Source organism: Flavobacterium sp. Root186 (genome assembly GCF_001428525.1).
Lineage (GTDB): Bacteria > Bacteroidota > Bacteroidia > Flavobacteriales > Flavobacteriaceae > Flavobacterium.
Genome location: NZ_LMHW01000002.1, coordinates 21187 through 46404 on the forward strand (window position 1 = coordinate 21187; position 25218 = coordinate 46404).

Annotated in this window: 23 protein-coding genes and 1 pseudogene; 3 read left to right on the plus strand and 21 right to left on the minus strand. The window is 34.0% G+C overall.

The window, feature by feature from the left end; all coding sequences use genetic code 11:
- Positions 1–86 precede the first annotated feature (86 nt).
- Positions 87–587 carry a PAS domain-containing protein gene (locus ASD98_RS02390; RefSeq protein ID WP_056199708.1) on the plus strand — a complete coding sequence of 167 codons (501 nt, stop codon included), beginning with the start codon at positions 87–89 and terminating at the stop codon, positions 585–587.
- A 171-nt stretch (positions 588–758) separates the two neighbouring features.
- Here the strand turns inward: ASD98_RS02390 and ASD98_RS02395 are convergent, their stop codons facing one another.
- The 9 genes from ASD98_RS02395 to ASD98_RS02435 all read right to left on the minus strand — a co-directional run bounded on the left by ASD98_RS02395 (position 759) and on the right by ASD98_RS02435 (position 10087).
- Positions 759–2363 carry a fumarate hydratase gene (locus ASD98_RS02395; RefSeq protein ID WP_056199710.1) on the minus strand — a complete coding sequence of 535 codons (1605 nt, stop codon included), beginning with the start codon at positions 2361–2363 and terminating at the stop codon, positions 759–761.
- Positions 2364–2568: 205 nt separating this feature from the next.
- The gene (gene tnpA, locus ASD98_RS02400) at positions 2569–3030 is read right to left on the minus strand and encodes an IS200/IS605 family transposase (protein ID WP_056199901.1); all 462 of its coding nucleotides are present in this window, start codon (positions 3028–3030) and stop codon (positions 2569–2571) included.
- A gap of 490 nt (positions 3031–3520) precedes the next feature.
- Positions 3521–4960 (minus strand): nucleoside recognition domain-containing protein, encoded by a 1440-nt coding sequence (locus ASD98_RS02405; protein ID WP_056199711.1) that lies wholly within the window; start codon positions 4958–4960, stop codon positions 3521–3523.
- A 110-nt stretch (positions 4961–5070) separates the two neighbouring features.
- A complete protein-coding gene (locus ASD98_RS02410; RefSeq protein ID WP_056199714.1) occupies positions 5071–6144 on the minus strand; it encodes a winged helix DNA-binding domain-containing protein in 1074 nt (357 codons plus the stop codon).
- A 95-nt stretch (positions 6145–6239) separates the two neighbouring features.
- The gene (locus ASD98_RS02415) at positions 6240–6953 is read right to left on the minus strand and encodes a 3'-5' exonuclease (RefSeq protein ID WP_056199717.1); all 714 of its coding nucleotides are present in this window, start codon (positions 6951–6953) and stop codon (positions 6240–6242) included.
- 128 nt (positions 6954–7081) lie between these two features.
- The gene (locus ASD98_RS02420; RefSeq protein ID WP_056199719.1) at positions 7082–7558 is read right to left on the minus strand and encodes a methylated-DNA--[protein]-cysteine S-methyltransferase; all 477 of its coding nucleotides are present in this window, start codon (positions 7556–7558) and stop codon (positions 7082–7084) included.
- Positions 7559–7765: 207 nt separating this feature from the next.
- Positions 7766–8578, minus strand: coding sequence for an NAD-dependent epimerase/dehydratase family protein (locus ASD98_RS02425; protein WP_056199722.1), 813 nt, complete (start codon positions 8576–8578; stop codon positions 7766–7768).
- A 172-nt stretch (positions 8579–8750) separates the two neighbouring features.
- Complete coding sequence (locus tag ASD98_RS02430) at positions 8751–9200, minus strand: GNAT family N-acetyltransferase (protein WP_056199725.1); 450 nt, start codon at positions 9198–9200, stop codon at positions 8751–8753.
- A complete protein-coding gene (locus ASD98_RS02435; RefSeq protein WP_056199728.1) occupies positions 9185–10087 on the minus strand; it encodes a LysR family transcriptional regulator in 903 nt (300 codons plus the stop codon). The genes ASD98_RS02430 and ASD98_RS02435 overlap by 16 nt, the downstream gene beginning before the upstream one ends.
- Positions 10088–10232: 145 nt before the next feature.
- On the opposite strand from ASD98_RS02435, the gene ASD98_RS02440 reads away from it, so the two are divergent.
- Positions 10233–10628, plus strand: a complete 396-nt coding sequence (locus tag ASD98_RS02440) for a rhodanese-like domain-containing protein (protein WP_056199730.1) — start codon at positions 10233–10235, stop codon at positions 10626–10628.
- 247 nt (positions 10629–10875) lie between these two features.
- Here ASD98_RS02440 and ASD98_RS02445 read toward each other — a convergent pair whose 3' ends face one another.
- The 3 genes from ASD98_RS02445 to ASD98_RS02455 are packed head-to-tail and all read right to left on the minus strand — an operon-like array spanning position 10876 to position 15153.
- Entirely contained in the window at positions 10876–13269 is a 2394-nt protein-coding gene (locus tag ASD98_RS02445; RefSeq protein ID WP_082577780.1) for a M28 family peptidase, read from the minus strand.
- A 9-nt stretch (positions 13270–13278) separates the two neighbouring features.
- The gene (locus tag ASD98_RS02450; protein WP_056199732.1) at positions 13279–13626 is read right to left on the minus strand and encodes a hypothetical protein; all 348 of its coding nucleotides are present in this window, start codon (positions 13624–13626) and stop codon (positions 13279–13281) included.
- Between the two features lie 3 nt (positions 13627–13629).
- Positions 13630–15153, minus strand: a complete 1524-nt coding sequence (locus tag ASD98_RS02455; protein ID WP_056199905.1) for a carbon-nitrogen hydrolase family protein — start codon at positions 15151–15153, stop codon at positions 13630–13632.
- Between the two features lie 175 nt (positions 15154–15328).
- On the opposite strand from ASD98_RS02455, the pseudogene ASD98_RS02460 reads away from it, so the two are divergent.
- Positions 15329–15661 (plus strand): annotated as a pseudogene (locus ASD98_RS02460) (single-stranded DNA-binding protein).
- A 72-nt stretch (positions 15662–15733) separates the two neighbouring features.
- Here ASD98_RS02460 and ASD98_RS02465 read toward each other — a convergent pair.
- The 9 genes from ASD98_RS02465 to metG form a co-directional block, all read right to left on the minus strand.
- Entirely contained in the window at positions 15734–16426 is a 693-nt protein-coding gene (locus ASD98_RS02465; RefSeq protein WP_056199734.1) for a DUF2461 domain-containing protein, read from the minus strand.
- A 90-nt stretch (positions 16427–16516) separates the two neighbouring features.
- Positions 16517–16702: a hypothetical protein gene (locus tag ASD98_RS02470; protein WP_053473091.1), complete on the minus strand. Its 186-nt coding sequence runs from the start codon at positions 16700–16702 to the stop codon at positions 16517–16519.
- A gap of 82 nt (positions 16703–16784) precedes the next feature.
- Entirely contained in the window at positions 16785–17303 is a 519-nt protein-coding gene (locus tag ASD98_RS02475; RefSeq protein ID WP_056199735.1) for a ferritin, read from the minus strand.
- A 78-nt stretch (positions 17304–17381) separates the two neighbouring features.
- A complete protein-coding gene (locus ASD98_RS02480; RefSeq protein ID WP_056199738.1) occupies positions 17382–18863 on the minus strand; it encodes a hypothetical protein in 1482 nt (493 codons plus the stop codon).
- A gap of 152 nt (positions 18864–19015) precedes the next feature.
- Entirely contained in the window at positions 19016–20146 is a 1131-nt protein-coding gene (locus ASD98_RS02485; RefSeq protein WP_056199741.1) for an OmpA family protein, read from the minus strand.
- Between the two features lie 108 nt (positions 20147–20254).
- Entirely contained in the window at positions 20255–20887 is a 633-nt protein-coding gene (locus ASD98_RS02490; RefSeq protein ID WP_056199745.1) for a chloramphenicol acetyltransferase, read from the minus strand.
- Positions 20884–21594, minus strand: a complete 711-nt coding sequence (locus ASD98_RS02495; RefSeq protein ID WP_056199750.1) for an HAD family hydrolase — start codon at positions 21592–21594, stop codon at positions 20884–20886. Before ASD98_RS02495 ends, ASD98_RS02490 begins: the two co-directional genes overlap by 4 nt.
- Before the next feature lie 216 nt (positions 21595–21810).
- Positions 21811–22695, minus strand: coding sequence for a DMT family transporter (locus ASD98_RS02500; protein WP_056199907.1), 885 nt, complete (start codon positions 22693–22695; stop codon positions 21811–21813).
- A gap of 93 nt (positions 22696–22788) precedes the next feature.
- Positions 22789–24846 (minus strand): methionine--tRNA ligase, encoded by a 2058-nt coding sequence (gene metG, locus ASD98_RS02505; protein WP_056199752.1) that lies wholly within the window; start codon positions 24844–24846, stop codon positions 22789–22791.
- Positions 24847–25218 lie beyond the last annotated feature (372 nt).

Consider the following 25218-nt stretch of genomic DNA (forward strand, 5'->3'; position numbering starts at 1 on the left):
AATTTTACTAAATGAGGTTTTCCCGTAATTTATTTTGTAACTTTAGTTGTAAGTTTGAGAGAAAAGATTTCTAAAATTCATTTAATATGAAAAAGAATAGCTCTGAAGATTCAGCAAACCGGACTTGGTTGCCTATTTTGGCCTTAGATCTTCATTATGAGTATTTAAATGAATTGAAGGCGGTTTTTGCCGATATGAAAAAGGTAAATAAAATCTCAAATCAATTTACCTGGAATGATAAAAACCTTAAAATCGAAGAAAGGATCAAAGACGAAGTAGTTCTTATTACCGATTTAGATTTAAAAATTGTCTTTGCATCAAACAGAATCAAAAGAATGACGGGATATAAAGAAGATGAAGTTTTAGGCAAAACTCCTAAAATGTTTCAGGGTCCGGCAACTTGTAAAGCGGTTTTAAAAGAAATTCAGGAAGCCATAAAATTGAAAGAACCTTTTAAGAAAACAGTCCAAAACTATAAAAAAGACGGCAGGTCTTATAAATGCAGTGTAGATGCCACTCCAATTTATAATTTGAAAGGAGAGGTCTCGCATTTTATAGCTTTTGAAAAAGAAGATAAAAGTGCTTAGGTTTTAACCGCAAAGTACGCTAAGATTTTCGCAAAGCACGCAGTTTTAATCTCGCAAAGTAGCGAAGCCACAAATAAAATAATTTATAAGAATGAAAAAACCGCCTTTTAGGCGGTTTTGTGTTTAAAAAACTTAGCAACTCAGCACCTTAGTACCTTAGCGACTAAAAAATCATAAATTTTCAAAGAAATCATTTCCTTTGTCATCGGTGATAATAAAAGCAGGGAAATCTTTTACGGTGATTTTACGAACCGCTTCCATTCCTAACTCTTCAAAATCAACAACTTCAACTTTTAAGATATTATCTTGTGCCAAAATAGCAGCCGGACCTCCAATAGAACCTAAATAGAATCCACCGTATTTGCTGCAGGCATCCGTAACTTGTTTAGTACGATTTCCTTTGGCAAGCATAATCATACTTCCGCCATGTTTTTGGAATTCATCCACATAAACGTCCATACGCCCAGCAGTTGTTGGTCCAAAACTTCCCGAAGCCATTCCTTCCGGAGTTTTTGCCGGACCTGCATAATAAACAGGGTGATTTTTAAAGTATTCCGGCATTGGTTTTCCGGCATCCAATAATTCTTTGATTTTTGCGTGGGCAATATCACGGGCAACAATTACAGTTCCGTTTAGTTTTAAACGCGTTTTGATAGGATATTGAGATAGTTTTGCCAAAATATCCGCCATTGGCTGATCTAAATCAATTTCAACCGGCGCTTCTAAATGCGGAGCTGTTTCTGGTAAAAATTGTTTAGGATTTACTTCTAACTGTTCAACGAAGATTCCGTCTTTAGTGATTTTTCCTTTTATATTTCTATCGGCAGAACAAGAAACTCCTAATCCAACCGGACATGAAGCTGCGTGACGCGGTAAACGAATTACACGAACATCGTGTGTGAAATATTTTCCTCCAAACTGAGCTCCAATTTCACTTTCCTGACAGATTTTTTGAACACGTTCTTCCCATTCTAAGTCACGAAATGCCTGACCCGCCATATTTCCTGAAGTCGGCAGGTGATCATAATATCCTGCAGACGCTTTTTTAACGGCACTTAAGTTTGCTTCCGCAGAAGTTCCGCCAATAACTAAAGCTAAGTGATAAGGAGGACAAGCCGAAGTTCCTAAATCTTTGATTTTCGCCCTTACAAAAGCGTCCATAGATTTATCGTTTAATAACGATTTGGTCTGTTGATATAAGTAAGTCTTATTTGCAGAGCCACCGCCTTTTGCCATAAAAAGAAATTCATATGAAGTTCCTTTTTTAGCATAAATATCAATTTGTGCCGGAAGATTCGATCCTGAATTTTTCTCTTCAAACATCGAAATCGGAACGATTTGAGAATAACGTAAATTACGTTTTTGGTACGTATTGAAAATACCACGGCTTAGCCATTCAGCATCATCAACACCCGTAAAGATGCTTTCGCCTTTTTTAGCCATTACAATCGCTGTTCCGGTATCCTGACAGCTTGGTAATTGTCCTTCAGCCGCAACCGAAGCGTTTTGAAGTAAATTGTATGCCACAAAACGATCGTTATCTGTTGCTTCAGGATCATCAAGAATGTTTCTTAGTTTTTGCAAATGTGTCGTTCTAAGCATGAACGAAACATCGGTTAAAGCTTCTTCAGCCAGTAATTCTAAGCCTTTTGGATCAACGGTTAAAACTTCGCGTTCTCCAAATTGTTCCACTTTTACAAAATCAGAGGTGATTTTGCGGTACTGTGTATCATCCTTTAAAATAGGGTAAGGATCCTGGTATATAAAATCAATCATTTCTTTGTTTTTTTACAAAGTTAGAAATTATTTACCTAAGAAAGAATTTGAATAAGGGGCGTGTATTCATAATTTAAATCCTATTTAAACTGGACTGAAGTCCAGCTCTACAAAATAAATCGTTCCTGCGGAACTGATGAAAAAAAAGCCAACGGCTGTAATCATATTGTAGGGCTGGACTTCAGTCCAGTTTATATAGAATGTATTATATTAAATTTTCAAAAATGCATCGTTCATCAAATTTAGCATCGTATTTATTTAAAAAAGAAGAATATTCATCTTTAAAATTTTGCTTTTTATGATGCTCTTCTTGATTGGCAATATATTTATAGACAGTATCAATGTGAGATTTGCTATATGAAAAGACGCCATAACCTTCCTGCCATTCAAATTTGCATTTTGTCAATTTATTATCATTGATGTATTTTGATGATTTCCCTTTTACAACCTTCATCAAATCGGAAACAGAAACGGTTGGTTTAAGCCCTAGAAGACAATGAACATGATCTTCGGTCCCATTTACTATTATGGTTTTACAGCCTGTTTCATTTATTAAATTTCCTATTATACTTAATATTTTAGATTTACATTCAGTTGTGATTAGTGCTTCTCTGTGCTTAACTGCAAAAACGACTTGTATATAAACTTGATGAAAGGTATTTGACATTTTATTACAACAATTAAAATTTGCTATAAAAATATAAATTTTCTTACAAAAAATACAAACTCTCATTTATATATTTAAACTGGACTGAAGTCCAGCCCTACAAAATAAATCGTTCCTGCGGAACTTTATGTAGAATCAGTATTTTTGCTTAATTATTGAACTGGACTGAAGCCCAGCTCTACAAATAAACGGTTCTTCAAGAACTGGAAATGAGCCAACGGCTCAAACCATATTGTAGGGCTGGACTTCAGTCCAGTCCAGCCCCACAAAATAAATCGTTCCTGCGGAACTTTATGTAGAATCAGTATTTTTGCTTAATTATAGAAATGGACTGAAGCCCAGCTCTACAAATAAAAAGTTCTTCAAGAACTGGAAATGAGCCAACGGCTCAAACCATATTGTAGGGCTGGACTTCAGTCCAGTTTATGTGTAAAGAGAAGAATCGGATTTCAATCCGATCTAAAGAAATGGAGCGTTATATTTTTGATTTTTAAAAAAACCAGGTTGCCACAAAAATAGCCGTAATCACACAAATAAGATCCACTAAAAGCATAGTACCTAAAGCATAACGGGTATTTTTGATATTAACCGAACCAAAATAAACTGCAATTACATAAAAAGTACTTTCGGCGCTGCATTGAAAAATACTGCTCAGTCTCGCCGTTAAAGAATCGGCTCCAAAAGTATTCATCGAATCAATTAAGAATCCGCGGGAACCGGCAGAACTAAAAGGGCGAAGCATCGCTACAGGTAAGGCGTTAGTAATTTCTTTACTTACTCCCATATTCGAAAAAACAAAAGCAATTCCGTCACTGATAATTTCAAATAAACCACTATTTCTGAATAGAGAAATAGCAACCAACATTCCCAATACATAAGGAAAAATAGTTACTCCGGTTTTAACACCATTATTAGCACCAACAACAAAAGTGTCAAAAACGGTTGTATTTGCTTCGCTGAATTTCTTTTCATTTTTGAATGAAAAAATCAAAGTAAAAGCAATAATTGCAATTAAAATTAATCCCGAAAGATTAGAAGTAAAGTAATTTTTTCCAATTAAGTCTAAATGATTAACATACATCAGCAAACCAACAATGGCGGCTATTAATCCCATTAAGACGATAAGAAGAGAAGCACTCTTGAAATTGATTTTTTGTTTAATTCCCACAATTAAAAATGCAGCAATAGTTCCGATGAAAGAAGTAATAATACAAGGCAGCATAACATCTGCGGGATTACTCGCATTTGCAGCAGCGCGATATCCAATAATTGATGTTGCAATTAAAGTTAACCCTGAAGCATGAAGACACATAAACATGATTTGCGCATCGCTCGCTTTGTCTTTGTCCGGATTTATTTCCTGTAAACTTTCCATGGCCTTAAGTCCAAAAGGTGTTGCAGCCGAATCCAATCCCAAGAAATTGGCAGCAAAGTTTAAAGTCATATAGGATATTGAAGGATGATTTTTAGGAATACTCGGAAACACTTTTACAAAAACAGGACTCAATACTTTAGCCAGGTTTCCAGAAGCTCCGGAAACAATTAAAAGTTCCATTAATCCACAGAAGAAAGCCAAATACGCAATAAGCGGCAGAATTAAATCAACCAAAGTACTTTTACAAGTTGGTAATAAACCATCCGATTTTTGAAGGCCGCTGTATATTTTTACGGTTTTGCTTTTGTAAACATAAGTCGTGTCGGCATTAAGCGTGTCACGGTTGATAATCATGGTTTGATCCGGTGCTTTTTTTATACTGTCTTTAAGAAAAGCCGGAAGTTCATGAATGTATTTTTCAGAGACTAAAACAGGATCGTCTTTCTTTCCATTTAAAACAGAATCAATCGTATAAGTATTGGCAGTAAATAAACTGACTACAATAAAAACAATTGAAGAAATAAAAATAACTAACCAAAATCTACTTAATACCATAATGCTATTTTTTTGTAAATGTAATTATTTAGGTAGAATATGCACAAAGATTTTATTCCTGAAAGGAGAAGTATTTCTAAGAAAGTGCAGACTTTTAGTGAAATTTTAAATTATTCGATAACAATTTTAGTTTCTAAGTAGTTTTCAAAAGCCTTAATTCCTTCAAAGAGAATTTGTTTTTTAGAATCTTCGGTTTCATTAAAAAATTCCGTTTCAACTTTTGTGTGATCTTTTTTTATCGTTCTTTTCCAGGTTCCAATAACTTTTCCGTTTTCGATAATTATGGGTTTAAAGATGCCATTGTTGGTAAAAGTTTTAGGATGGTCTTCTAATAGAATAGAAGCCTCTCTGGTTTTATACGAAATCAAAATTTCATCGAAAGAAGGAAGAAAGTAAATGTTTTTCTTTAAGTTGTCTTTATCAATGTTTTGATTTACAAAATAATAAGTTTGGTTTTCAACTTCAAAAAAATATAATTGCAACTTAATTGCATCAATGGTTTTTTTGCAGATAGTAGGCGGAAAACCAGACCACCACGAAAAATCAAGTAATGTTGCGGGACCGTGACTTTCAAAATAGCGTTTGGCTAATTTTGCCAAACCTTCTTCTTTTGTTAATTGTGTTTTAGGTTTTTTAACTCGCTCTTCGAGCAAAGCATAAGTGATTTTTTTGCCTTTCATTTTTCCGTTGCAAACCAAACCGTCTTGCTCAGCATGCATCATAATGGCTGCGCTTAGAAAATCTTCTTTTGAAGTTTTTTTGATACCAAGTTCCTGCATAATTTCATCCCGGGTCAAATGATTATTTCCAGATAACAGCTTTTCGATGGAATTATTGGCCTGATCTAGTTTTTTAGCATCAAAACCAAATTTTTTAGCTCCGGATATAGTCATTCTTTTTACTTGAGGTCCGGCAATATCGAGCATCCAATAAATATCTTCTGAAGAAACGAAATGCCAGGTTGGTCGTAAAATATGAGTTCTTATTATTTGTGCCGAGTTTACAGCCTCTTCAATTTCTTTTTCTGATGAATCGCATCGGGAACCAACTGCCCATTTTGCCATTGCATAATCCTGAGCCTGCATCGCACCAAAATGATGTACAATTTCTTGAGGAGAACATTTGTCTGTTTTATACAGCTTCTGTGAAACAAGACGATGATGTGAAATTTCCGAATGTGTCATCTTTCAAACTTTTTATTAAAACATATAAGAAATATAAGTTCATTAAAGAAACCTTTGTCCCTCTGAGCCTTTGCTCCTTTGTACCTCAAAAAAAACTATACATGAATAATTTCGTCATCAATCAATAAATCTTCACGTCGTAAGCGAAGGAAAATCTGTGCTACAGCGATTGTGTCTTTTTCACAATATGTTATAATTCTGTCTATGTCTTTTTCAACATAATAAACGTGTGCGACCTGACTGCCGTCGATATCACCTTTTGGCGATGGAACTCCGAGAATTTTTGTCAATAGTTTTAGCGACGTAAAATGTTTGTAATCGCCAAACTTCCATAATTCTAAAGTATCAAGATGTGCAATTTCCCAAGGTTTTTTACCGAATAAATTCAGCTTGTCGGGAATTGCAATTTGATTTATAATCATACGGCGTGCTATAAACGGAAGATCAAATTCTTTTGCATTATGTCCGCATAAAATATGCTGAGATTGATTAAAATGATTGTTCAGCAGATTATTAAAGTCTTTCAGGATCTTTTTTTCTTCTCCAAAAAAAGAAGTCACCCTGAAATTTCTAACGTCGCCTTTGATTGTAAAATAGCCAACAGAAATACAAATAATCTTTCCGAATTCCGCCCAAATTCCGGCGCGATCGTAGAATTCTTCCGGTGTAAAATCATCTTTTCGCTGATACTGCGTTTTTAAGTCCCAAAGCGACTGCATTTCTGTATCAAGAGAATTGAAGTTTTCCTCTTCCGGAACGGTTTCTATATCAAGAAATAAAATGTTGTTGAGATTTATTTTTTCAATCATAGTTTTAATTTAAACACGGGTTATACCAATTACCACGAATGGTTTTGAGTAAAATGATCACACAGAGTTTAATGTTTTGTAAATATAAAACTATAATTTTAATTCGTGAAAATCTGTGAAATTTGTGTTTAAAATAAACTTTGCTGTGTAGAAGGACTTTCGTGTTCGAGAAGCCATTTTTTACGTGACAATCCACCGGCGTAACCCGTTAATGAACCATCTGTTCCGATAACTCTGTGGCAGGGAACGACAATCCAAAGCGGATTTTTACCATTTGCAGATGCTACAGCACGAATTGCTTTTATATCGCCCAGTTTTTTGGTTTGATCCATATAACTTACCGTTTTTCCGTACGGAATTTCCAGTAATGCTTTCCAGACTTTCTGCTGAAATTCAGTGCCTTTTGGATTTAGTTTTAAATCGAAATCGGTTCTTTTTCCTTCGAAATATTCTTCAAGCTGCGAAACGGCATCTTTTAAAACTTTTGGTATTTTCTTTGAAACTTCATTTGTCCCAACATCAGAAACGGAGATTACAGCAATACCATGTTCATCTCCAACTATTTTGGTGATTCCTAAAGGTGAATTAACATAAACTGTTTCCATAGTTTTAACCGTAAAGTTTTTTACCGCAAAGACGCGAAGGTATCGCAAAGTTCGCAAAGTTTTTTTTAAACCATATAAGTTCTGTAAGTAATTTAAGTTTTTGTTGTTTGAAGATCACAAAGTTTGCGCTGTTGTCATCCTGAGCGAAGTTGAAGGCTTACAAAAAAGGAAATGGCTTCGACTTCGCTCAGCCTGATATTTGAAATTCTAGTAATCTTCCAAATTAAAGTTATAGTTTAAAATATTTTCGATTTTTTCGCTTGAAATAGTTTTCTTGATATTTGAGTTTTCAGAACTGAATTTTGGTAAAACTAAGTTTTGTTCTTTTGCTTTTTGAGTATAATATTGTTCTCTTGATGGATGAAAAGGCGCAGCGGCATTAAAAACTTCATTCCATTTTGATTGGTTTATGATTTCTTCAATAATTGAAATACAGTCATTTTGATGAATTAAGTTTATTGGAGCATCTGGATTTTCTAGATTTTCTTTTCCCGCTAAAAATTTTACCGGATGTCGGTCTTCACCAATTAATCCGCCAAAGCGTAGAATTGTAGTTTCAAAATTTTGATTTTTTTGAAGGATTGCTTCTGCTAAAACTAATTGTTTACCACTTTGGGTTTCCGGATTTGGGGTTGTTTCTTCAGTAATAAATTCGTTTTCATCTCCATAAACTGAAGTTGAACTCACAAAAAGAACTTTCGAAACACTTGATTTCTCAATAAACGGAATTAGGTTTTCGATTTTCTGAATAAAAATTTTGTTAGACTCGGATGAAACAGTTCGCAATTTTGGCGGGATGTCAATAATCAGGATTTCGCTTTCGGCTAAAAAATCAGTAATCTTTTCTGATACATTTTCGCTTTCAACGATAACCAAAAATGGATTTATCCCGGCATTTTCTAAAATAGAAAGTTTACTTTCAGAAGTTGTTGATCCGTTTATCGAATTTCCTTTTTCGATTAGTTTTTTAGCTAAAGGCAGTCCGAGCCACCCGCAGCCTAATATGCTTATTTGTTTCATTTCTTTTTTGAGGTTCAAAGACTCAAAGGTACAAAAGATTCAAAGGTTTTTTTGTTTCACGCAGATTCAACAGATTTAAGCAGATTTTAAAATCATTTTAATCTTTTAAGCTGTGGCTATAAATAAAAAACTTTGCGTTTTTACGACTTTGCGAGATTAAATTTTCAGATTATTACAAATCCAGAAAAAAGCAAACTTTGTCTTTTCCTTTTGCGCCAATTCTGTGATAGAATTTAATAGCTCTTTCATTAAATTGTGGCGTTCGCCATTGCATGTTGACGCAGTTTTTTTCTTTTCCGATTTGTTTTAATTTGTTAATTAGAACTTCTCCAATTCCAAAATTTCGAGCTTCTTCTTCTAGAAACAAACAATCCATATAAATAAAACCACCAGCGCTCCAGGTTGAGTAAGTAAAATTATAAGAAACATAACCCACAATATCATTGTCAGTTGCAACAACTAAACAAAATAATTTAGGGTTTTCACTAAATAAAGCTTCTTTTAAACCTTCTTCTTTTCCTTGTGAATTGTAATCGGCTTTCTCAAATTCTGCATGTTTTTGGCATAAAACGACTAATTTGGGTAAATCGGCTATTTCGCAATTTCTTATTGTATATTCCATTGTAGGTTAATTTCGTTTTGAAGAAAATTAATAAAATGCTGAAAATAATCGGGATACGTTTCGTTTGCTCTCGTTGCGATGAAATGTTTACGTTTTAAGCCGTTTTTGCCCACTTTTACCGCTTTTATTGGATTATTCTTTAAATGTGGCTGTAATGCCCATTTTGCCATCGACATAACGCCCATATCGGCTTTTACCATTTCAAGAGAAGCTTCTGTTAGTGGAAGCGGTGTTACCTTTTTCGGCGTTACTTTGGCTGGAGCCAAAACAAACTGATGAATCGTAACCGTTTCCATCGGAAGGGAATGAATTATTAAATGTTCATTGATGAAATCTTCGGCAACAACATATTTTTTATCTGCCCAAGGATGATTTTCTGAAACTGCCATAACTACTTCGTCCTGAAAAAGTTCGGTATATTTTATATGATTGTCTTTAATCGTATCACTTACAATGGCAATGTCAATGGTATTTTCTAAAAGTTTTTGCAGCGGAATATGGGTTGCTTCGGTAATAATTTTCAGTTCAACATTAGGATATAAAAGATGAAACTGTTTTAAAACCGGCGGAAGCCAGTGATAACTTGAGAAACATTCGGTGCTGATTCTGATTTCGCCATATTCGCCATAAACCATTTGTTTGATCTGTGTTTGCGCCTGCGAAAGTTTATCCAGAATTTCATTGGCCAATTCATAGATTTTTTCGCCGGCCTTTGTGAGAACCAGTTTTTTGTTGGTTCTTAAAAAAATGGCTGTACCCAATTGATATTCTGCTTCTTTGAGCTGATGACTCAAAGCCGATTGTGTCAAATGAAGTTTGTCAATAGCTTTTGTAATGCTTCCTTCTTCAACAATTGCTTTTATCAATTTTAGGTGACGTATTTCCATTTTTTGAGATTTAAGTACAAAGGAACAAAATTTTAGACTGCCTTTTGCATGAAAAAAAGTAATGCGGTTCATGAATTCTTTTCGTTTTTATGACATGATATGAGCTGCTACTTTTGAAAAAACAAAATCATTAAACGACATTAAAATGGAAGATCAAATTAAATTTTATGAGCATAAATTAACATTCGAAATGGATCCGTCTGATTTATTTGATGCTTTAAATAATAGTGAAAAAGTAATTGCGCTTGATGCCAGAAAAGTTTTTGGGTTTGAAGCAGAACATATTCCGAATGCGATTAATATTCCGCATCGCGAAATGTCGGCAGAAACAACAAAACATTTAGATAAAGATATTTTGTATGTTACGTATTGCGACGGAATTGGCTGTAACGCTTCGACTAAAGGAGCTTTGAATATGACAAAATTAGGATTTAAAGTAAAAGAATTAATTGGCGGAATAGAGTGGTGGAAGTTTGACGGATATGCAACGGAAGGTGTAAAAGGAAACAAAGCAGGTTTAAAAATTGAATGTGCCTGTTAAAAAGAAAGGCAGACTTATTAAGTCTGCCTTTTATTTATATGTAAAGATCTGTCAATCGTTTTATTATTACTACTGTTACGATTATAATTCCAATTAGCAAGTAAATCGTTTGATTAATAGAATCATATTGAAGGAAAAAGTCTTTTTTTGAAAAACTTTTTTTAGAGTTCAATGATCTATACATCATACAGCATAAAACAAATAGTAAAAGGAATAATGTTGTTAAATCTGGACCTTCCATAGTTTACTACTCTGGTTTTACAACCGGTTTTAAACTGTCTTTTGCAATTACAGTGCTATCCTGAACCGGAGCAGGTTGTATTGGCGGATTTACCGGAGCTGTATATCTCTTGATTTTTTGCTGAATCATAACCGCATCATTTAAAACAAATGGTGTTGGCATCATCCAGTCGCTTCTCGGATTCACTTTCAATAACGGATTTGTCATCAAGTCGAATGAGCTTTCAATTAAATCCATATCAAAAATAGATGATTTATTGATGTAGAAATCCATAACAAGCGGTTCGTTTCCTACAACATAATAACACAGAACGCGCATTCCGTCTCGTTCTAAACGATTTGTTTTTTCGCCAGAAGTTGAAACGCCGTTTGCTTTAAAGTTGTAAAAAGTCATTTTTGGGTTTGCATAGATATCGTAACGGTTTACTTTTCTATTTGACGTTATTTGGATTTTGATATATCTGTTATTACCCACAACACTGTCTTTTAAGAAAGAAATAGTAGGTTTTGGAATATCGACTACAGGAGCAATTGCGCTGTATGTAAAAGCAGAATTGTATTTGCTTGCAATAGGAAGACTGTTTAAACCTACAGCTTTTTGGTTTTTCTGACCCAAATATGATTTAGTCCAGTCGTCAAGATTTACATCATAAGTTGCCCAAAGTGCTGAGTTGGTATTTGCATTATAAACATAAAGTAAACTGTTTGATTTTGCTTTTCCGTGTTCATATCCTGAATGATATCCTGCGTATATAAAGAATCCAATCGATGCAGCAAAGAAAACCATAATCCATGCGCCTTTTTTAACAAAAGTATTGAATATTGGCAGTAATAATCCGAAGAGAAGAACGGTTAAAACAGCACTTCCAAAAAGTATTTTTAATCCTAAGCCAATTGGAAACATGACAATAAACGGTGCAATAATAGCTAAAGCAGGAATACTGAAAATTAAATTTATACCCAAACTGTAGTGCTGTGTAAAAACGAAGATTCCGAATAAAAGAATTCCGAAATAAACAGGAATAATCAAGAATCCGGCTCCGGTTAAACTATTGGCTAAAAATCCATTTATTACGATCCAAAGCAGCAAAGGCGCTACAAAATGATTCATCGTAATTTTTGCATCAGAAAAATGATGGTAAAAAGCGAAACAAATTGCAATGCTTAAGGTTACAAATGCACCAATATAAGCGTGACCGTTGTATGTAAATCCATTTAAGAGATCAGAATACTGCGGATAGATTTCTAAAATGATTTTCCATCCTAAAAAGGTAACTAAACCGGCTATAATTAATGACCCTAAAAGCGGAACGAATCCTTTAAATATTTCTCTAAAAGTGATCATTCTTTTGGCTTTTCCGATAAACATGAAAAGAACCAACAAACCAAAAGCGATTAAAGTCATTGGCATTACCCACGAAAAAGGATAACTGATGAAAGAAAACGGAGCACTGAAATAAACATAATCTTCTGTTGAAGCCGTTTGGTTTAAGTCTGCATTTGCAAAGTATCTTAACAAAGGCATCAAATAAGAACCTTGATGCGCCAAAGTCATTTTGTTTAAATGCTGAACATCGTCCTGCTGTGTGTGATAATTGTAATGTCCGTCGATAAAAGCGAAATTAAACCCCTGAATATTTCCCTGTTCTCTAAAAACGGTTAAGTCGGTATCATTTGGAAGCATTTTATAAATGCTGTACATCAATGAGTTTGAAACGGGGTAAGATGCTTTTGCTTTTGTAAATTCCTGAACGAGTGCTTGGTTTCCTTTGTTGGTTTCCATCAGCATATAACTTGGCCCGGAAGTTCCTCTTGCTTCAAAATTTAAAACCAAACCTACGTCTTTTGCCCAAGGATGCTTGTTTACAAAAAGTGCGGCCCCATTTAAGCCTAATTCTTCAGCATCTGAAAAAAGAATAATAATATCATTTTTTTGAGGTTCTTTAGCATATAAAAATGCTCTGATTCCTTCTAGTATTGTTGCAACACCAGATGCGTCATCGCTCGCACCTTTTGAAAAAGAATGCGGTGCACTGTCATAATGAGAAAGTAATAAAAGTGCTTTTGAACTATTTGTTCCTTTAATTCTGGCAAGAATATTTTTAGATTTTACTAAAAGTCCTTTATCATTAAGAGTAAAACCTTCCTGAACGCTTGTTTCTAATCCAATTCTGTTTAGCTCCAGTTTAAGATAATTAGCTACCAACTCATGATTTGTCGAACCCACATAATGCGGTTTCTGAGCGATAATTTCGACTTGATTTAAAGCCCGTTCAGTAGAAAAATCAGCCAGTGCCTCGTCATTTTTAGATATATACTGCGGCATCATTGTGGCATAAATGATACCTAAAATGGCTAGAATTAAGACAACTGCCAGAATCGAGGTGGGGTTTTTTCTCATGATGAATAACTAAATTTCTTTTTTAACAAGCATATAATAATCATTGTCCAAAGACCTATATCCTTGGTCATACAAGAAATAGTAGGTATTCCCTGTTTTGGTTTGCAAGATATTAGTAAAGAAATCAAAATCAAAACCTTTATTAATCATTTTCTCCCTAGTTGCTTTTGATTTTCCGTCAACATTTAGCTCTGACAAAATACGGTAATTTTTTCGTAATTTGTTGTTTACATTTCGCATGAAATTGTTGCTGTCTTTATTTATTTTATTGTTGTAGGCATTTCGACAATTGTCTGAACAAAACTTTTTATCCTCACGGCCCACAAGTTTTTCCGCACATTCAAGGCATGTTCTCATCGATTACGTTTTTTTAATTTGATATAAATCGTTTCGTCTATCCTTTAAAATTCGCACACTTCCATGTTCATGAAGATTTTTCAATAAGTCTAAATCGACATCTACAATCAGCGTCATTTCAGTATTTGGAGTTGCTTCTGCTTTGATTCCGTTACTTGGAAAAGCAAAATCTGAAGGTGTAAAAACCGAAGCCTGTGCATATTGAATATCCATATTATTTACTTTTGGAAGATTTCCAACGCAGCCGGCAATGGCAACATAACATTCGTTTTCGATCGCGCGTGCCTGTGAGCAGTGTTTAACTCGGGTATACGCATTTTGAGTATCGGTCAAAAACGGAACAAAAAGAATATTCATTCCTTCATCTGCCAATAATCTTGAAAGTTCCGGGAATTCGACATCGTAGCAAATTAAGATTCCAATTTTACCGCAGTCTGTATCATAAGTTTTGAACTCAGATCCGCCTTTCATTCCCCAATGATGTACTTCATTTGGGGTGATGTGGATTTTATAATACATCTCAGAAGTTCCGTCTCTTTTGCATAAAAAACCAACGTTATACAAAACACCATTTTCCAGGTGCGGCATACTTCCGGTTATAATATTGATGTTGTACGAAATAGCAAATTCCTGAAAGCGCTTTCTGATTGGATCTGAATGTCTGGCTAATTCCCGAATTGCTTCGGCTTCAGATAAATGATTGAAATCAGCCATTAAAGGCGCCGTGAAAAGTTCAGGAAATAATGCAAAATCACTTCCGTAACCGGAAACAACATCGATAAAAAATTCGGCCTGTTCAAAAAGCGCTTCAACATTATTGAGCTGACGCATCTGCCATTGAATTAATCCCAGTCGAATAATACTTTTTTCAGAATTAATTAATTTCGGACTTTCATCATAATAAACGTTGTTCCATTCCAAAAGAACTGCAAATTCTTTTGATTCTTCGTCACCTTCCAAATAATTTTTGATGATACGCAGAACGTGAAAATCATTGCTTAACTGAAAAGAAAGAACAGGATCATGAAGTTCTTTGTCTTTTACTTTTTCAATATAATTTCTTGGAGTAAACTTGCCAGAATGTTGATTGTAATTCGGAATTCTGCCTGCAAAAACAATAGCTTTTAAATTTAATTGTTCGCAAAGTTCTTTACGGGCATCATAAAGGCGTCGGCCCAAACGAAGTCCGCGATAGTTTGGATGAATGAAAACATCGATTCCGTATAAAATTTCGCCGTTGGGATTATGAGTTGAAAAAGAATAATCACCAACAATTTGTCTGTAATTGTGTCTTTTGTCGACTAGTTTTTCATCGACAATAAGCGATAATGCCGAGCCCACAACGACTCCATCGACTAAGATTACTAATTGTCCTTCGGGAAATATTTTGAGTAATTTTTTTATATCGTTTGATCTCCAATAATTATTGGCCATTTCAGGATACGATTCTACCATTGAATTTTTCAATTGCTTGTAATCTTCAAATGCAAGGTTTCGTAACTCTACTTTTTTAATTTCTGTCTGCATATATGTACGATTTATCTCAAATATAGCAAAAATAATTTCCATTTACAAACGCTTACAAATAATTACAACCGAAAGTAAATAGTTTGCAACCGAATATTTTAGGAGAACGGCCGCACCTTTGTCTCGTTGAAATTAATCAGCGAATTTTTATATGAACATTTAAATAGTATACGCCATGAATGCAATGAAAAACAGAGTACAACTAATTGGTAACGTAGGACAGAATCCTGAAATTAGAACATTAGAAAACGGAAAAAAACTGGCTCATTTGAGTATCGCAACAAATGAGATTTACAAAAATGATAAAGGTGAAAAAGTAGAACAAACCGAATGGCACCGAGTTACAGCCTGAGGAAAAACAGCCGAAATCATCGAGAAATTTGTAGTGAAAGGAAAAGAAGTCGCTGTCGACGGGAAATTAACACACAGAAGCTACGATGACAAAAATGGAGAAAAAAGATATGTTACCGAAGTTGTTGTAAATGAGATTTTGCTGCTAAGTAAATAACGTTTGATTAAATGCAACAAACCCGACAGGTTTTTAAAATCTGCCGGGTTTTATTTTTGTGTTGAAATGTATTTATAAAACCGAAGCACCATTTATATCTGTCGAAAGCACTTCGCTCATATAGTCGAAAAAAGGTCTCATGTTTTTGAAGGTTTCCAAAGCCTGTTCTAAAAATAGCGGACTCAAAACTTCATCATCACTAAATCGTTTGATGATTAAATACTGTTTGAAACGAAGTAAATCTATAGCCTCATGATCTTTGTCAAAACCTTTTGGTGCCGTTTTAAGCTGCTCGCCTTGCAAAGCTCCAAAAGTGTTTTTAAAAGATTTTGAATTCAATATTTTTTTAAACGATTCAGGATCGTGGGCAAACTCGCTTCTTATGCGTTTTAGATCGGCAGCATTTGGTCCCCAGAAACCACCGGCAAAAAAAGTGTTTCCTTTTTCGATATGGAAATAGTATCCACCGCGTCGGGCACTTGTAGCACGGGTATAACTACCGCCCCAAAAAGTTTTAAATGGAGTTTTATCTTTAGAAAAACGAATGTCACGATAAATTCTATATACGCTTCTTTTTCCGGAACGTGTTTCTAAAACATCTGTTTTGGAAAGTTCCTGAAGAAGTGCTTCTGAAAAGGTCTCAATGTGATTTAATTCGATTAAATACTTTGGTTTATTCTCTTCAAACCAAGGTTTGTTATTGTTTTGTTTGAGCTGATGTAAAAAATCAAGACTTGATTTTGGTATAGAAATTTGGTTTTTCATAATTAAATAGAGACTCTTTTAAAATCAGAAGACGAATATAATTTAAAATTAAAAACCCACCAGATTTCTTGGTGGGTTTTCTATATTTCGTTAAGCAGTTTTTTTGAATAAATCAAACATAGGACAGCGCGAGCAGCGTTTCTTTTCGCTTTTTTTATATTTCTCACAGCAAGAAGATTTACAGTTTTCAATCTTCTTAATCTTATCAAGGATAACAGCATTCTTTTTTTTCTTTTTATCCTTTTTCTTGTCCTTGTCTTTTTCTTTCTTGCCCAATTTTCCTCTGTATTATTAAAAACAGAGGCAAATATAAATGAAAAAAGTTATTTTTAAGTATTCTAAATAAACTTTAACTTTTTTATTTTGGATTAATTGCAATTGAACTTGTAACTGTTAATTGCTGAATATCACGATCAAACAAGTAAAGTCCGCCTTTATCTTCACCAATCAAGTTGATTTTATCTAAAATAGATTTAGCTGTAGCTTCTTCTTCGATTTGTTCAGAAACATACCATTGTAAGAAATTATGTGTTGCATAATCTTTTTCTTCAAAAGTTATGTGTACCAATTCGTTGATAGATTGCGAAACAAAAATTTCATGATTATAAAGCTCCTCAAACATTTCTTTAAAAGTAGAATAGGTTATTTTAGGTGCTTTTAGATCTGTAATAAGAGCGTGTCCTCCGCGTTCGTTCACATATTTTACTAATTTAAGCATATGTGCACGCTCTTCGTCTGATTGTGTGTACATAAATTGAGCAATTCCCTCTAATCCGTGTACTTCAGCCCAACAAGCCATAGAAAGATAAGTTTGCGAAGATTCTGCTTCTATGCGGATCTGCTTATTTAAAGCTGTTTCAATATTTTTTGATAGCATAATGATGTCTTTTTTGTAAAATTAACAAAAATATTCCAAACCACTTTTTCAAACCACGAAAACATTGAGACATTTGGATTAATTCTCAATAAATTTATAAGTTTTGATCTTGCCAAAAGAGGCAGGTTTCGAGAATTGAGACTTGTTCATAATTGGATTTCCGTTATCTTCCCTTATAAAGCCATCTGTAAATTTGCGAATTATAAATTGTTTTTGAGTATCATCGTAATAGCTCAAAATATAATAATCTTTTAGTTTTAGAATGTTTTGAAGCGATACATTTTTATTTATGCTTAAATAGTAATAAATATTATCAATGGCCAATGGTTCTGATTGTTTGTTATTTACAAATTCAAGATTAGAATCAAGCGTCGAATCAAAAAATACCATTTTATTCTGGATATAGGTAGATTGTGCGCCAGTGCCATTAAAGTCAGCAACATCATCCAAGCCATAATAACGGGTAACAATATACTCTACAAAACCTCCAAACGTTATATAGTTGTTTTTCTTGCTTTGGAAAACTGAAATCCCTACGCTTAAATCTGATAAGTGCTTAAGGAATTTAGCTGTGGTTTTTAATTCCTGAGGTTTTTGATTGTTTGTTTGAAGGAACAAAGGAGAGTTCTTGAAACGAATTGTATCATTTTTTGAAACCGAAACACTTTTTAGGATTTGTCCAGATTCAAAATCTTTTATATCATACAAAAACTCTTCGCTGTTAGCTTTGATTTGAAATAATCTGCCGTCGCTGTAAAAAGAATTGGAACTTTTAGCAGGTTTTTTAGAGTTGGGCTGAGTAAATATTTTCTCTTTCACTTCAAGAGTTTGCCAGTTCAGATCAAAAACCTGTGTTTTTTGTGTATTATAGTCAAATGTCAAAATAATATGATCATCAAGAACATACATTTTGTTTATCCCTGAAGTTTTGTCTAAAGAATTAAAAACGCCGGAATCTATTTTTTGTATTGGAAAATTTCGAATCAATCCATTGAATGTAAATTTCTGTCCTTTTTCAGTTTGAAAGTTATAATCTGAAAAGTCAAACATTTTAATTTCGCATTTTCCATTTTGAAATTCATAAAGAAGAAGATGCTTTTGATCTTTTTCCTTTCCCAGAACATAAAAAATATTGTTTTTTTGAAAAGTGCCTATAATATATTCATTGTTTTCAGGAAAATCGAAGTTTAATGTTCGGGAAGTTTTTGAATCCAGAAAATATTTTACGATTTTAAGATTTCTGGCGTTTGGAAAATTCCAGTATAATAATGGATTTCCATCTTCACTAATGCTGTAGCCGCTCAAAGGTCTGTTTAGCGGGTTTTTTATTGAATCCGTAAATTGATTTGTGAGAAACAGCGATTTATTATATTTTAAAATATTGACGTTTTTAGTATCTGCAGCAAAAACATAAATATCATGCGTTTTTACATCTTCAATATTTAAAATTTGACCGTCTTCTAAAGGGTTGTTCAGGTTTAACGGAAATGAATTCAATACTGTCTGGCTTAACAATACTGATTTAGAAAGTATAAGCAAAAAAAGTAAAAGTTTTTTCATATGTTTTTACGGGCAAATATTATTCCAAATTTAATGAAATAATTAAGACTATAATTTAAGCATAGAAAGGGAATAATTATTTTTAAACTATAAAATACAAAAAAGCCCGAAAAATTTCTTTCGGACTTTTAAATTATTTATTTTTAAAAGAATTATTTTATTTTAAAAGTAACTCTTCTTGCCAGTCTTCTAGCTTCTTCTGAATCTTTTTGAATTGATGTATCAGCTCCGGCAGCTACAACATTTAATCTTGAAGATGCGATTCCGGCTTTTTCAAGGATAGTTTTTACATTTGTTGCTCTGGCATTTGATAATTTTTCATTGTATTCAGATTTTCCAACTTGATCAGCATAACCAATGATGTCAACAGTTGCCGATGGATTTTTTCTTAAATAAGATAAAAGAACATCAATTGCAGCAGTTGAATTTTCGATTGGAGTCGATTTGTTGAAATCAAAATAAACACTGTAATATTTGTCATTGATCATGTCTTTAACAACATCTTTGTCGTTTACCACATTGTTTGTAACAGGTTTTTCTACAATAACTTGTTTTTGCGGTATGTTCTTAATTTGATTTTCAAGATCAGCAATTTTGTTGTCATATGCTGAAAGATCAATATTCTCAGAAATTACAGTCCAGTCAGCATGTTTAGTGTTTTTGCCTAAATAAACATTTAATCCAACAGTACCATTGAAAATTAATCCAGAGAAACCTCTGTTTTCAGGTAAGTAAGCTCCGTCAAAAGTACGATCTTGAGATGCATTAAAGATTGTAGAGAAATCTCCAGTTAAAGCAAGTCTGTTTGATAATTTTATTTGTCCGGTTACACCAGCAATAAAGTTACCCATTTCGTCTGCACCTCTAAAATTGTCGTTTCTTAATTGAGAATAACCAAAACCAGCATGTCCTAATAATCCAAGAGTATTAGTCCATGTTTCAAAATTCATGATACGTCCCAAGTTAGCAACAGCTTGTAAATCTATTCTGTAGTATTTTGAATCAAAATCTAAAGAATTGTTTTTACTCGTTAAACTGTTATAACCAAAATCAGCTTTTAAACCGAATTTGTTATTAAACATGTAACGTACTCCGAAATCACCAACCCACGGACTTGGGGTACTTGTAAAGTAACCGTCTGAAAATGGTTTTTGAGGTTTGTTTACACCACCAGCAAATTCTATAGACCACTTATTGTAATTGTTCGAAGAATTTGTTTCTGTTTGTGCATTCACGCCAGTTAAGCCTAAAGCAAATGCGAGAATCATTACAGATTTTTTCATTGTAATTTGAGTTTTAAATTTTTCCCAAACCAACGAATTTATTACTGCTTGCCTTGTCCGCGATAAGCCATTAAAGTATTAAAATAAGACCAAATTGTAGGATTAAGATTATTTTTTATTCAGCTCTTCTTGAAAGAAATCTACAAATTGACCTACGTGTAAACCATCCATTAAACCATGATGTACATGAATAGACATTGCAATAGTGCGTTTTCCGGTTTCAGATGTTATCATTTTGCCAAACGAAATTTTAGGGCAGCTGTCTGGAAATGTAAAACTTCGTGCGTGTGAAAGCGATGTAAAATTCAACCACGGTATTGCCGAAAAATGAATCACATTATCATCATCAAAAGATCTGGTGAAAAGCCCGGTTGTGTTTTGTACACGCTCAATTTCGGTTAAAGCATTTTGTTTGAAGGTTTCAAAATCTGAATTATATTCAATTAATGAAAATCCGAAAGTACCGTCTTCACGGCCAATTGTTGCCGACACATCTATGCGATCGTTAATATATATTTTTCCATCGGCAATTCTATACCTAAAATTTTCCATCGCGTTTACAGCAACCAGCGTTTTATGTAAATAGAAAATGAAAAAAGAAACCTTAAGTTCTTTGGCAGTTTGATAAGCTTTGGTGCAGTCAATTTCGACAGTTGCACCAAAAAAAGGCTCTTCCATTTGTTTAAAATGTGCAAAATGTTCTTTTCTGTTCCAGTTTTCTAAGTCTAAAAGTGTTTTCATTTTATTAAATTATGGACTACTTCTGTAATCTTTTCGAATGAACTAAAATGTTCGTGTTCAACTTTATGGTTTATTTTTTCGTGTTCCCAGGTGGTATGAAACGGAATGTGAACGGCATAACCGCCAATTTCTAAAACGGGCAGGATATCAGATTTTAATGAATTTCCGATCATTAAAAATTCATGTGCCTGAATATCCAAACGACCAAGCAGTTTCTGGTAATCAATTTCCTGTTTGTCTGACATTACTTCTATATGATGAAAATAATGACCTAAACCAGAACGATGCAGTTTGCTGTGCTGATCTTTTAAGTCGCCTTTTGTGGCAACTACTAATTTATATTTTCCGTGTAAAGCTTGCAGCGTTTCTTCGATTCCGTCCAGCAATTCGATTGGTTTTTCAAGGAGTTCTTTTCCATATTGAATTATCTTTTCGATCACTTCAACCGGAATTGTATTGTTTGAAATGTTCATCGCCGCTTCGATCATCGAAAGAATATAACCTTTAATTCCGTAACCGTATAAAGGTAAATTTGCAATTTCGATTTTAAATAATTCCTGCGAAATTCCCTGATGCGAAAGATAATCTTCCATCAAGGCGCAAAACTTGTGCTCTGTTTCCTGAAAATAAGGTTCGTTTACAAATAAAGTATCATCGGCATCAAATGCGATTACTTTTAAGTTTGGTATTTTGCTTTTATGTAACATAATGTTTTGTTTCAAGTGTTTTTTGTTTCAGGTTTCAGGTTTTGGTTTTTTGCCAAGAATTACACGAATTGCACTAATTTTTTTTGCCACAGATTAAAAAAGATTAAAATGATTTTTATCTGCCTGATCTGCCAAATCTGCGTGAGAACTTTTCAGAAGCAAATTTAAAAATCAATCCGCGTAAACCCGTTTAATCTGTAAAATCCGCGGACCAGCTTATTTAGAAAACAGACTTTTTAAAGAAATCGTCTTATCATAAAAAGTAATTCGGATTCCAAAAAGTAATATAATACCGCCGAAAACCATTTGTAAAGTTATTTTTTCTTCTAAAAATAACCAAGCTAAAATAGAGGTAATTACAGCCTGACTCAATAAACTCAATGAAACTCTGGTCGCGCGCATGTGCTGCGTGGCGTAACTAATCGAAAGCCAGGCGCACAATTGACAAATTACTGCCTGAAGAATCAAGACAAACCAGCCTGTATTTGAAAATCCTGTAAAAGGTTCATTCAAAGAATAACAAAGAATTCCCAGATAAACGCTCGAAGCCAATAAACTAATGGTCATAAACGATAAAACATCTACTTGAGAAAGTACATTTTTGCTGACTAAAAGATAAATCGAATATAAGATTCCGGATAAAACGGCAAACAGAAAAGCCTGATTGAAATTTAAATCAATAAAAAACTCAAATCCAACCAAAGTCACCATTCCGAATAAAGAAACAATTGTTCCAATCCAAAAGTTTGGCGCTGGTTTTGATTTCAGAAATAAAAATGAACCAATTCCTACCCAGACCGGAGATAAATTCGTTAATAAAGAAGCCTGAGTTGCACTCGAATCCTGAATGGCAATATTCCAAACCGCAACATCCGAAGAAAATAAAACCCCGCAAAGCATTGCCAAAAGAGCAAATTTCAAACTCGGAAGTTTAAAATTTTTACTTAAAACAACATAAGGCAAAAGCAAAACGACTGCAAAAAACATTCGGTAAAAAGCCGAAATTAATCCAGGTGTTAAACGTAATTTAACCAATATAGGAAAAATCGAAATACAGAGTATACCACATATTAAAGCTAGTCTTGGTTTGGTGATTTTCATTTTATTTGTTTTTTTAGGCTTGTAAGTAAAAAGAAAATTGCGTGAATCAATTAAAATAATCGACTCACGCAATTTATATAAGTATATAAAATCTTAGTTTACAGTCGATCCGTTTGGTGCATCAGCATCTGGATTTACAAAAACCAATTTTCCTTCGGCATTTGTAGTCATTAAAATCATTCCCTGACTTTCAACACCGCGTAAAGCTCTTGGCGCTAAATTCGCTAAAACAGAAACACGTTTCCCAATGATTTCTTCTGGAGAAAAACTCTCGGCAATTCCCGAAACAATGGTACGAACGTCAATTCCTGTATCAACTTTAAGAACCAAAAGTTTGTTCGCTTTTGGCATTTTTTCTGCTTCCAGAATAGTTCCAATACGAATGTCCATTTTGGCAAAATCCTCAAACTGAATTAAATCTTTTTGCGGTTCAGCTTGTTTGTTTTCGGCAAGGTTAGCCGTTTTTGTAGCTTCCAATTTATCTATTTGTTTTTGTATTTCTTCGTCTTCTATTTTTGCGAAAAGCAATTCTGCTTCACCAATTTTGTGCCCTTCTACAATTAATTCTGAATTTTCAGCAACATCATTCCATTTCAATTGACCTTCATTTTTCAAGATTCTTGACAATTTAGCAGCTGTAAAAGGCAAAAACGGTTCAGCTAAAACGCTTAACGCAGCAGCAATTTGAAGTGCAACATACATTTGAGTTTTTACACGTTCCGGATCATCTTTCATTACTTTCCAAGGCTCTTCATCAGCAAGATATTTGTTTCCTAAACGGGCAACATTCATCAATTCGCCTAAAGCTTCACGGAATCTGTAACGCTCAACTGAACTTGAAATTACAGCAGGATACGCTTTTAATTCGGCTAAAGTTGCTTCGTCAATTTCAGTAAATTCATTTGGAGTTGGAATAACACCTTCGTAATATTTGTTAGTTAAAACCACAACACGATTAATGAAATTCCCGAAAATGGCAACTAATTCATTGTTATTTCTAGCTTGGAAATCTTTCCAGGTAAAATCGTTATCTTTTGTTTCCGGAGCGTTTGATGTTAAAGCGTAACGCAAAACATCTTGTTTCTCTGGAAAATCTTCTAAATATTCGTGTAACCAAACCGCCCAGTTTTTTGAAGTCGAAAGTTTGTTTCCTTCTAAATTCAAAAACTCATTTGCAGGAACATTGTCTGGTAAAATATAACTTCCTTCGGCTTTAAGCATTGCCGGGAAAATAATACAGTGAAAAACAATATTGTCTTTCCCGATAAAGTGAACCAGTTTCGTTTCTTCATCTTTCCAATATGGTTCCCAGTCTTTTCCTTCGCGCGCTGCCCATTCTTTCGTAGAAGAAATGTATCCGATAGGTGCATCAAACCAAACGTATAATTTTTTTCCTTCGGCACCTTCAACCGGAACGTCAATTCCCCAATCAAGGTCACGCGTTACGGCACGAGGCTCAAGTCCGCCGTCGATCCAAGATTTAACTTGTCCGTACACGTTAGGTTTCCAGTCATTTTTATGTCCAACCAAAATCCATTCGGTCAAGAAATCAGAATAACGGTCTAAAGGTAAAAACCAGTGTTTTGTTTCTTTTAAAATTGGAGTTTCACCAGTAATTGTTGATTTCGGATTAATCAAATCAGTCGCATTCAAAGTCGATCCGCATTTTTCGCATTGGTCGCCGTAAGCTTCCGGGTTATCACATTTTGGACAAGTTCCTACCACAAAACGGTCTGCTAAAAACTGATCTGCTTTTGCATCGTACAATTGTTCTGTTACTTCTTCAATAAAATCACCGTTATCATACAAAGTTCTGAAGAATTCCTGAGCCGTATCATGATGAACTTTAGCCGAAGTTCTTGAATAATTGTCAAAAGAAATTCCGAAATCAGAAAATGATCTGCGGATAATTCCGTCATATTTATCTATAACTTCTTGTGGCGTAACTCCTTCTTTTTTTGCTTTCATCGAAATGGCAACACCATGTTCATCGCTTCCGCAGATAAACGCAACGTCTTTATTTTGCAAACGCAAATATCTTGAATATATATCTGCAGGCACGTAAACCCCTGCCAAATGGCCAATGTGGATTGGTCCGTTTGTATATGGTAATGCCGCAGTAATAGTATATCTCTTTGGATTTTGTATCATAACTCAATTTTATTGAGTGCAAAAATAAGCAATAGAATTGAGATTTTGTTATTGCACAAAGATTCGCTAAGAGTTTTCGCAAAGATTCACAAAGATTTTTGTTGTTGTGGCGAAATAATCTCGCAAAGTCGCAGAGTCGCAAAGTTTTTTTAATTTTAGCCACAGATTAGAAGGATTTAAATGATTTTTACTTAAATCTGCTCAATCTGCGTAAAACAAAACTTTGCGACTCTGCGACTTTGCGAGATTCAAAAAATAAAAAACTCTGCGAGTCTCTGTGGTATAACCCCATAAAATAGAACCAGTTTAAACTAGCATTACAAGTAAAATCTTCAAGATTTATTTCGCAATCTTTGCTTTCCGAAAAAAAAA

What these genes read in the sequence shown, in the direction of transcription:
- ASD98_RS02395 (WP_056199710.1), bottom strand. Translation starts at nt 2,363, where the DNA reads ATGATTGATTTTATATACCAGGATCCTTACCCTATTTTAAAGGATGAT.
- ASD98_RS02490 (WP_056199745.1), bottom strand. Translation starts at nt 20,887, where the DNA reads ATGAAAACACTTTTAGACTTAGAAAACTGGAACAGAAAAGAACATTTT.
- tnpA (WP_056199901.1), bottom strand. Translation starts at nt 3,030, where the DNA reads ATGTCAAATACCTTTCATCAAGTTTATATACAAGTCGTTTTTGCAGTT.
- ASD98_RS02480 (WP_056199738.1), bottom strand. Translation starts at nt 18,863, where the DNA reads ATGAAAAAACTTTTACTTTTTTTGCTTATACTTTCTAAATCAGTATTG.
- ASD98_RS02465 (WP_056199734.1), bottom strand. Translation starts at nt 16,426, where the DNA reads ATGAAAAACCAAATTTCTATACCAAAATCAAGTCTTGATTTTTTACAT.
- ASD98_RS02410 (WP_056199714.1), bottom strand. Translation starts at nt 6,144, where the DNA reads ATGACACATTCGGAAATTTCACATCATCGTCTTGTTTCACAGAAGCTG.
- ASD98_RS02495 (WP_056199750.1), bottom strand. Translation starts at nt 21,594, where the DNA reads ATGTTACATAAAAGCAAAATACCAAACTTAAAAGTAATCGCATTTGAT.
- ASD98_RS02405 (WP_056199711.1), bottom strand. Translation starts at nt 4,960, where the DNA reads ATGGTATTAAGTAGATTTTGGTTAGTTATTTTTATTTCTTCAATTGTT.
- ASD98_RS02435 (WP_056199728.1), bottom strand. Translation starts at nt 10,087, where the DNA reads ATGGAAATACGTCACCTAAAATTGATAAAAGCAATTGTTGAAGAAGGA.
- ASD98_RS02440 (WP_056199730.1), top strand. Translation starts at nt 10,233, where the DNA reads ATGGAAGATCAAATTAAATTTTATGAGCATAAATTAACATTCGAAATG.
- ASD98_RS02430 (WP_056199725.1), bottom strand. Translation starts at nt 9,200, where the DNA reads ATGGAATATACAATAAGAAATTGCGAAATAGCCGATTTACCCAAATTA.
- metG (WP_056199752.1), bottom strand. Translation starts at nt 24,846, where the DNA reads ATGATACAAAATCCAAAGAGATATACTATTACTGCGGCATTACCATAT.
- ASD98_RS02415 (WP_056199717.1), bottom strand. Translation starts at nt 6,953, where the DNA reads ATGATTGAAAAAATAAATCTCAACAACATTTTATTTCTTGATATAGAA.
- ASD98_RS02450 (WP_056199732.1), bottom strand. Translation starts at nt 13,626, where the DNA reads ATGAGAACATGCCTTGAATGTGCGGAAAAACTTGTGGGCCGTGAGGAT.
- ASD98_RS02425 (WP_056199722.1), bottom strand. Translation starts at nt 8,578, where the DNA reads ATGAAACAAATAAGCATATTAGGCTGCGGGTGGCTCGGACTGCCTTTA.
- ASD98_RS02455 (WP_056199905.1), bottom strand. Translation starts at nt 15,153, where the DNA reads ATGCAGACAGAAATTAAAAAAGTAGAGTTACGAAACCTTGCATTTGAA.
- ASD98_RS02390 (WP_056199708.1), top strand. Translation starts at nt 87, where the DNA reads ATGAAAAAGAATAGCTCTGAAGATTCAGCAAACCGGACTTGGTTGCCT.
- ASD98_RS02445 (WP_082577780.1), bottom strand. Translation starts at nt 13,269, where the DNA reads ATGAGAAAAAACCCCACCTCGATTCTGGCAGTTGTCTTAATTCTAGCC.
- ASD98_RS02485 (WP_056199741.1), bottom strand. Translation starts at nt 20,146, where the DNA reads ATGAAAAAATCTGTAATGATTCTCGCATTTGCTTTAGGCTTAACTGGC.
- ASD98_RS02475 (WP_056199735.1), bottom strand. Translation starts at nt 17,303, where the DNA reads ATGCTATCAAAAAATATTGAAACAGCTTTAAATAAGCAGATCCGCATA.
- ASD98_RS02500 (WP_056199907.1), bottom strand. Translation starts at nt 22,695, where the DNA reads ATGAAAATCACCAAACCAAGACTAGCTTTAATATGTGGTATACTCTGT.
- ASD98_RS02420 (WP_056199719.1), bottom strand. Translation starts at nt 7,558, where the DNA reads ATGGAAACAGTTTATGTTAATTCACCTTTAGGAATCACCAAAATAGTT.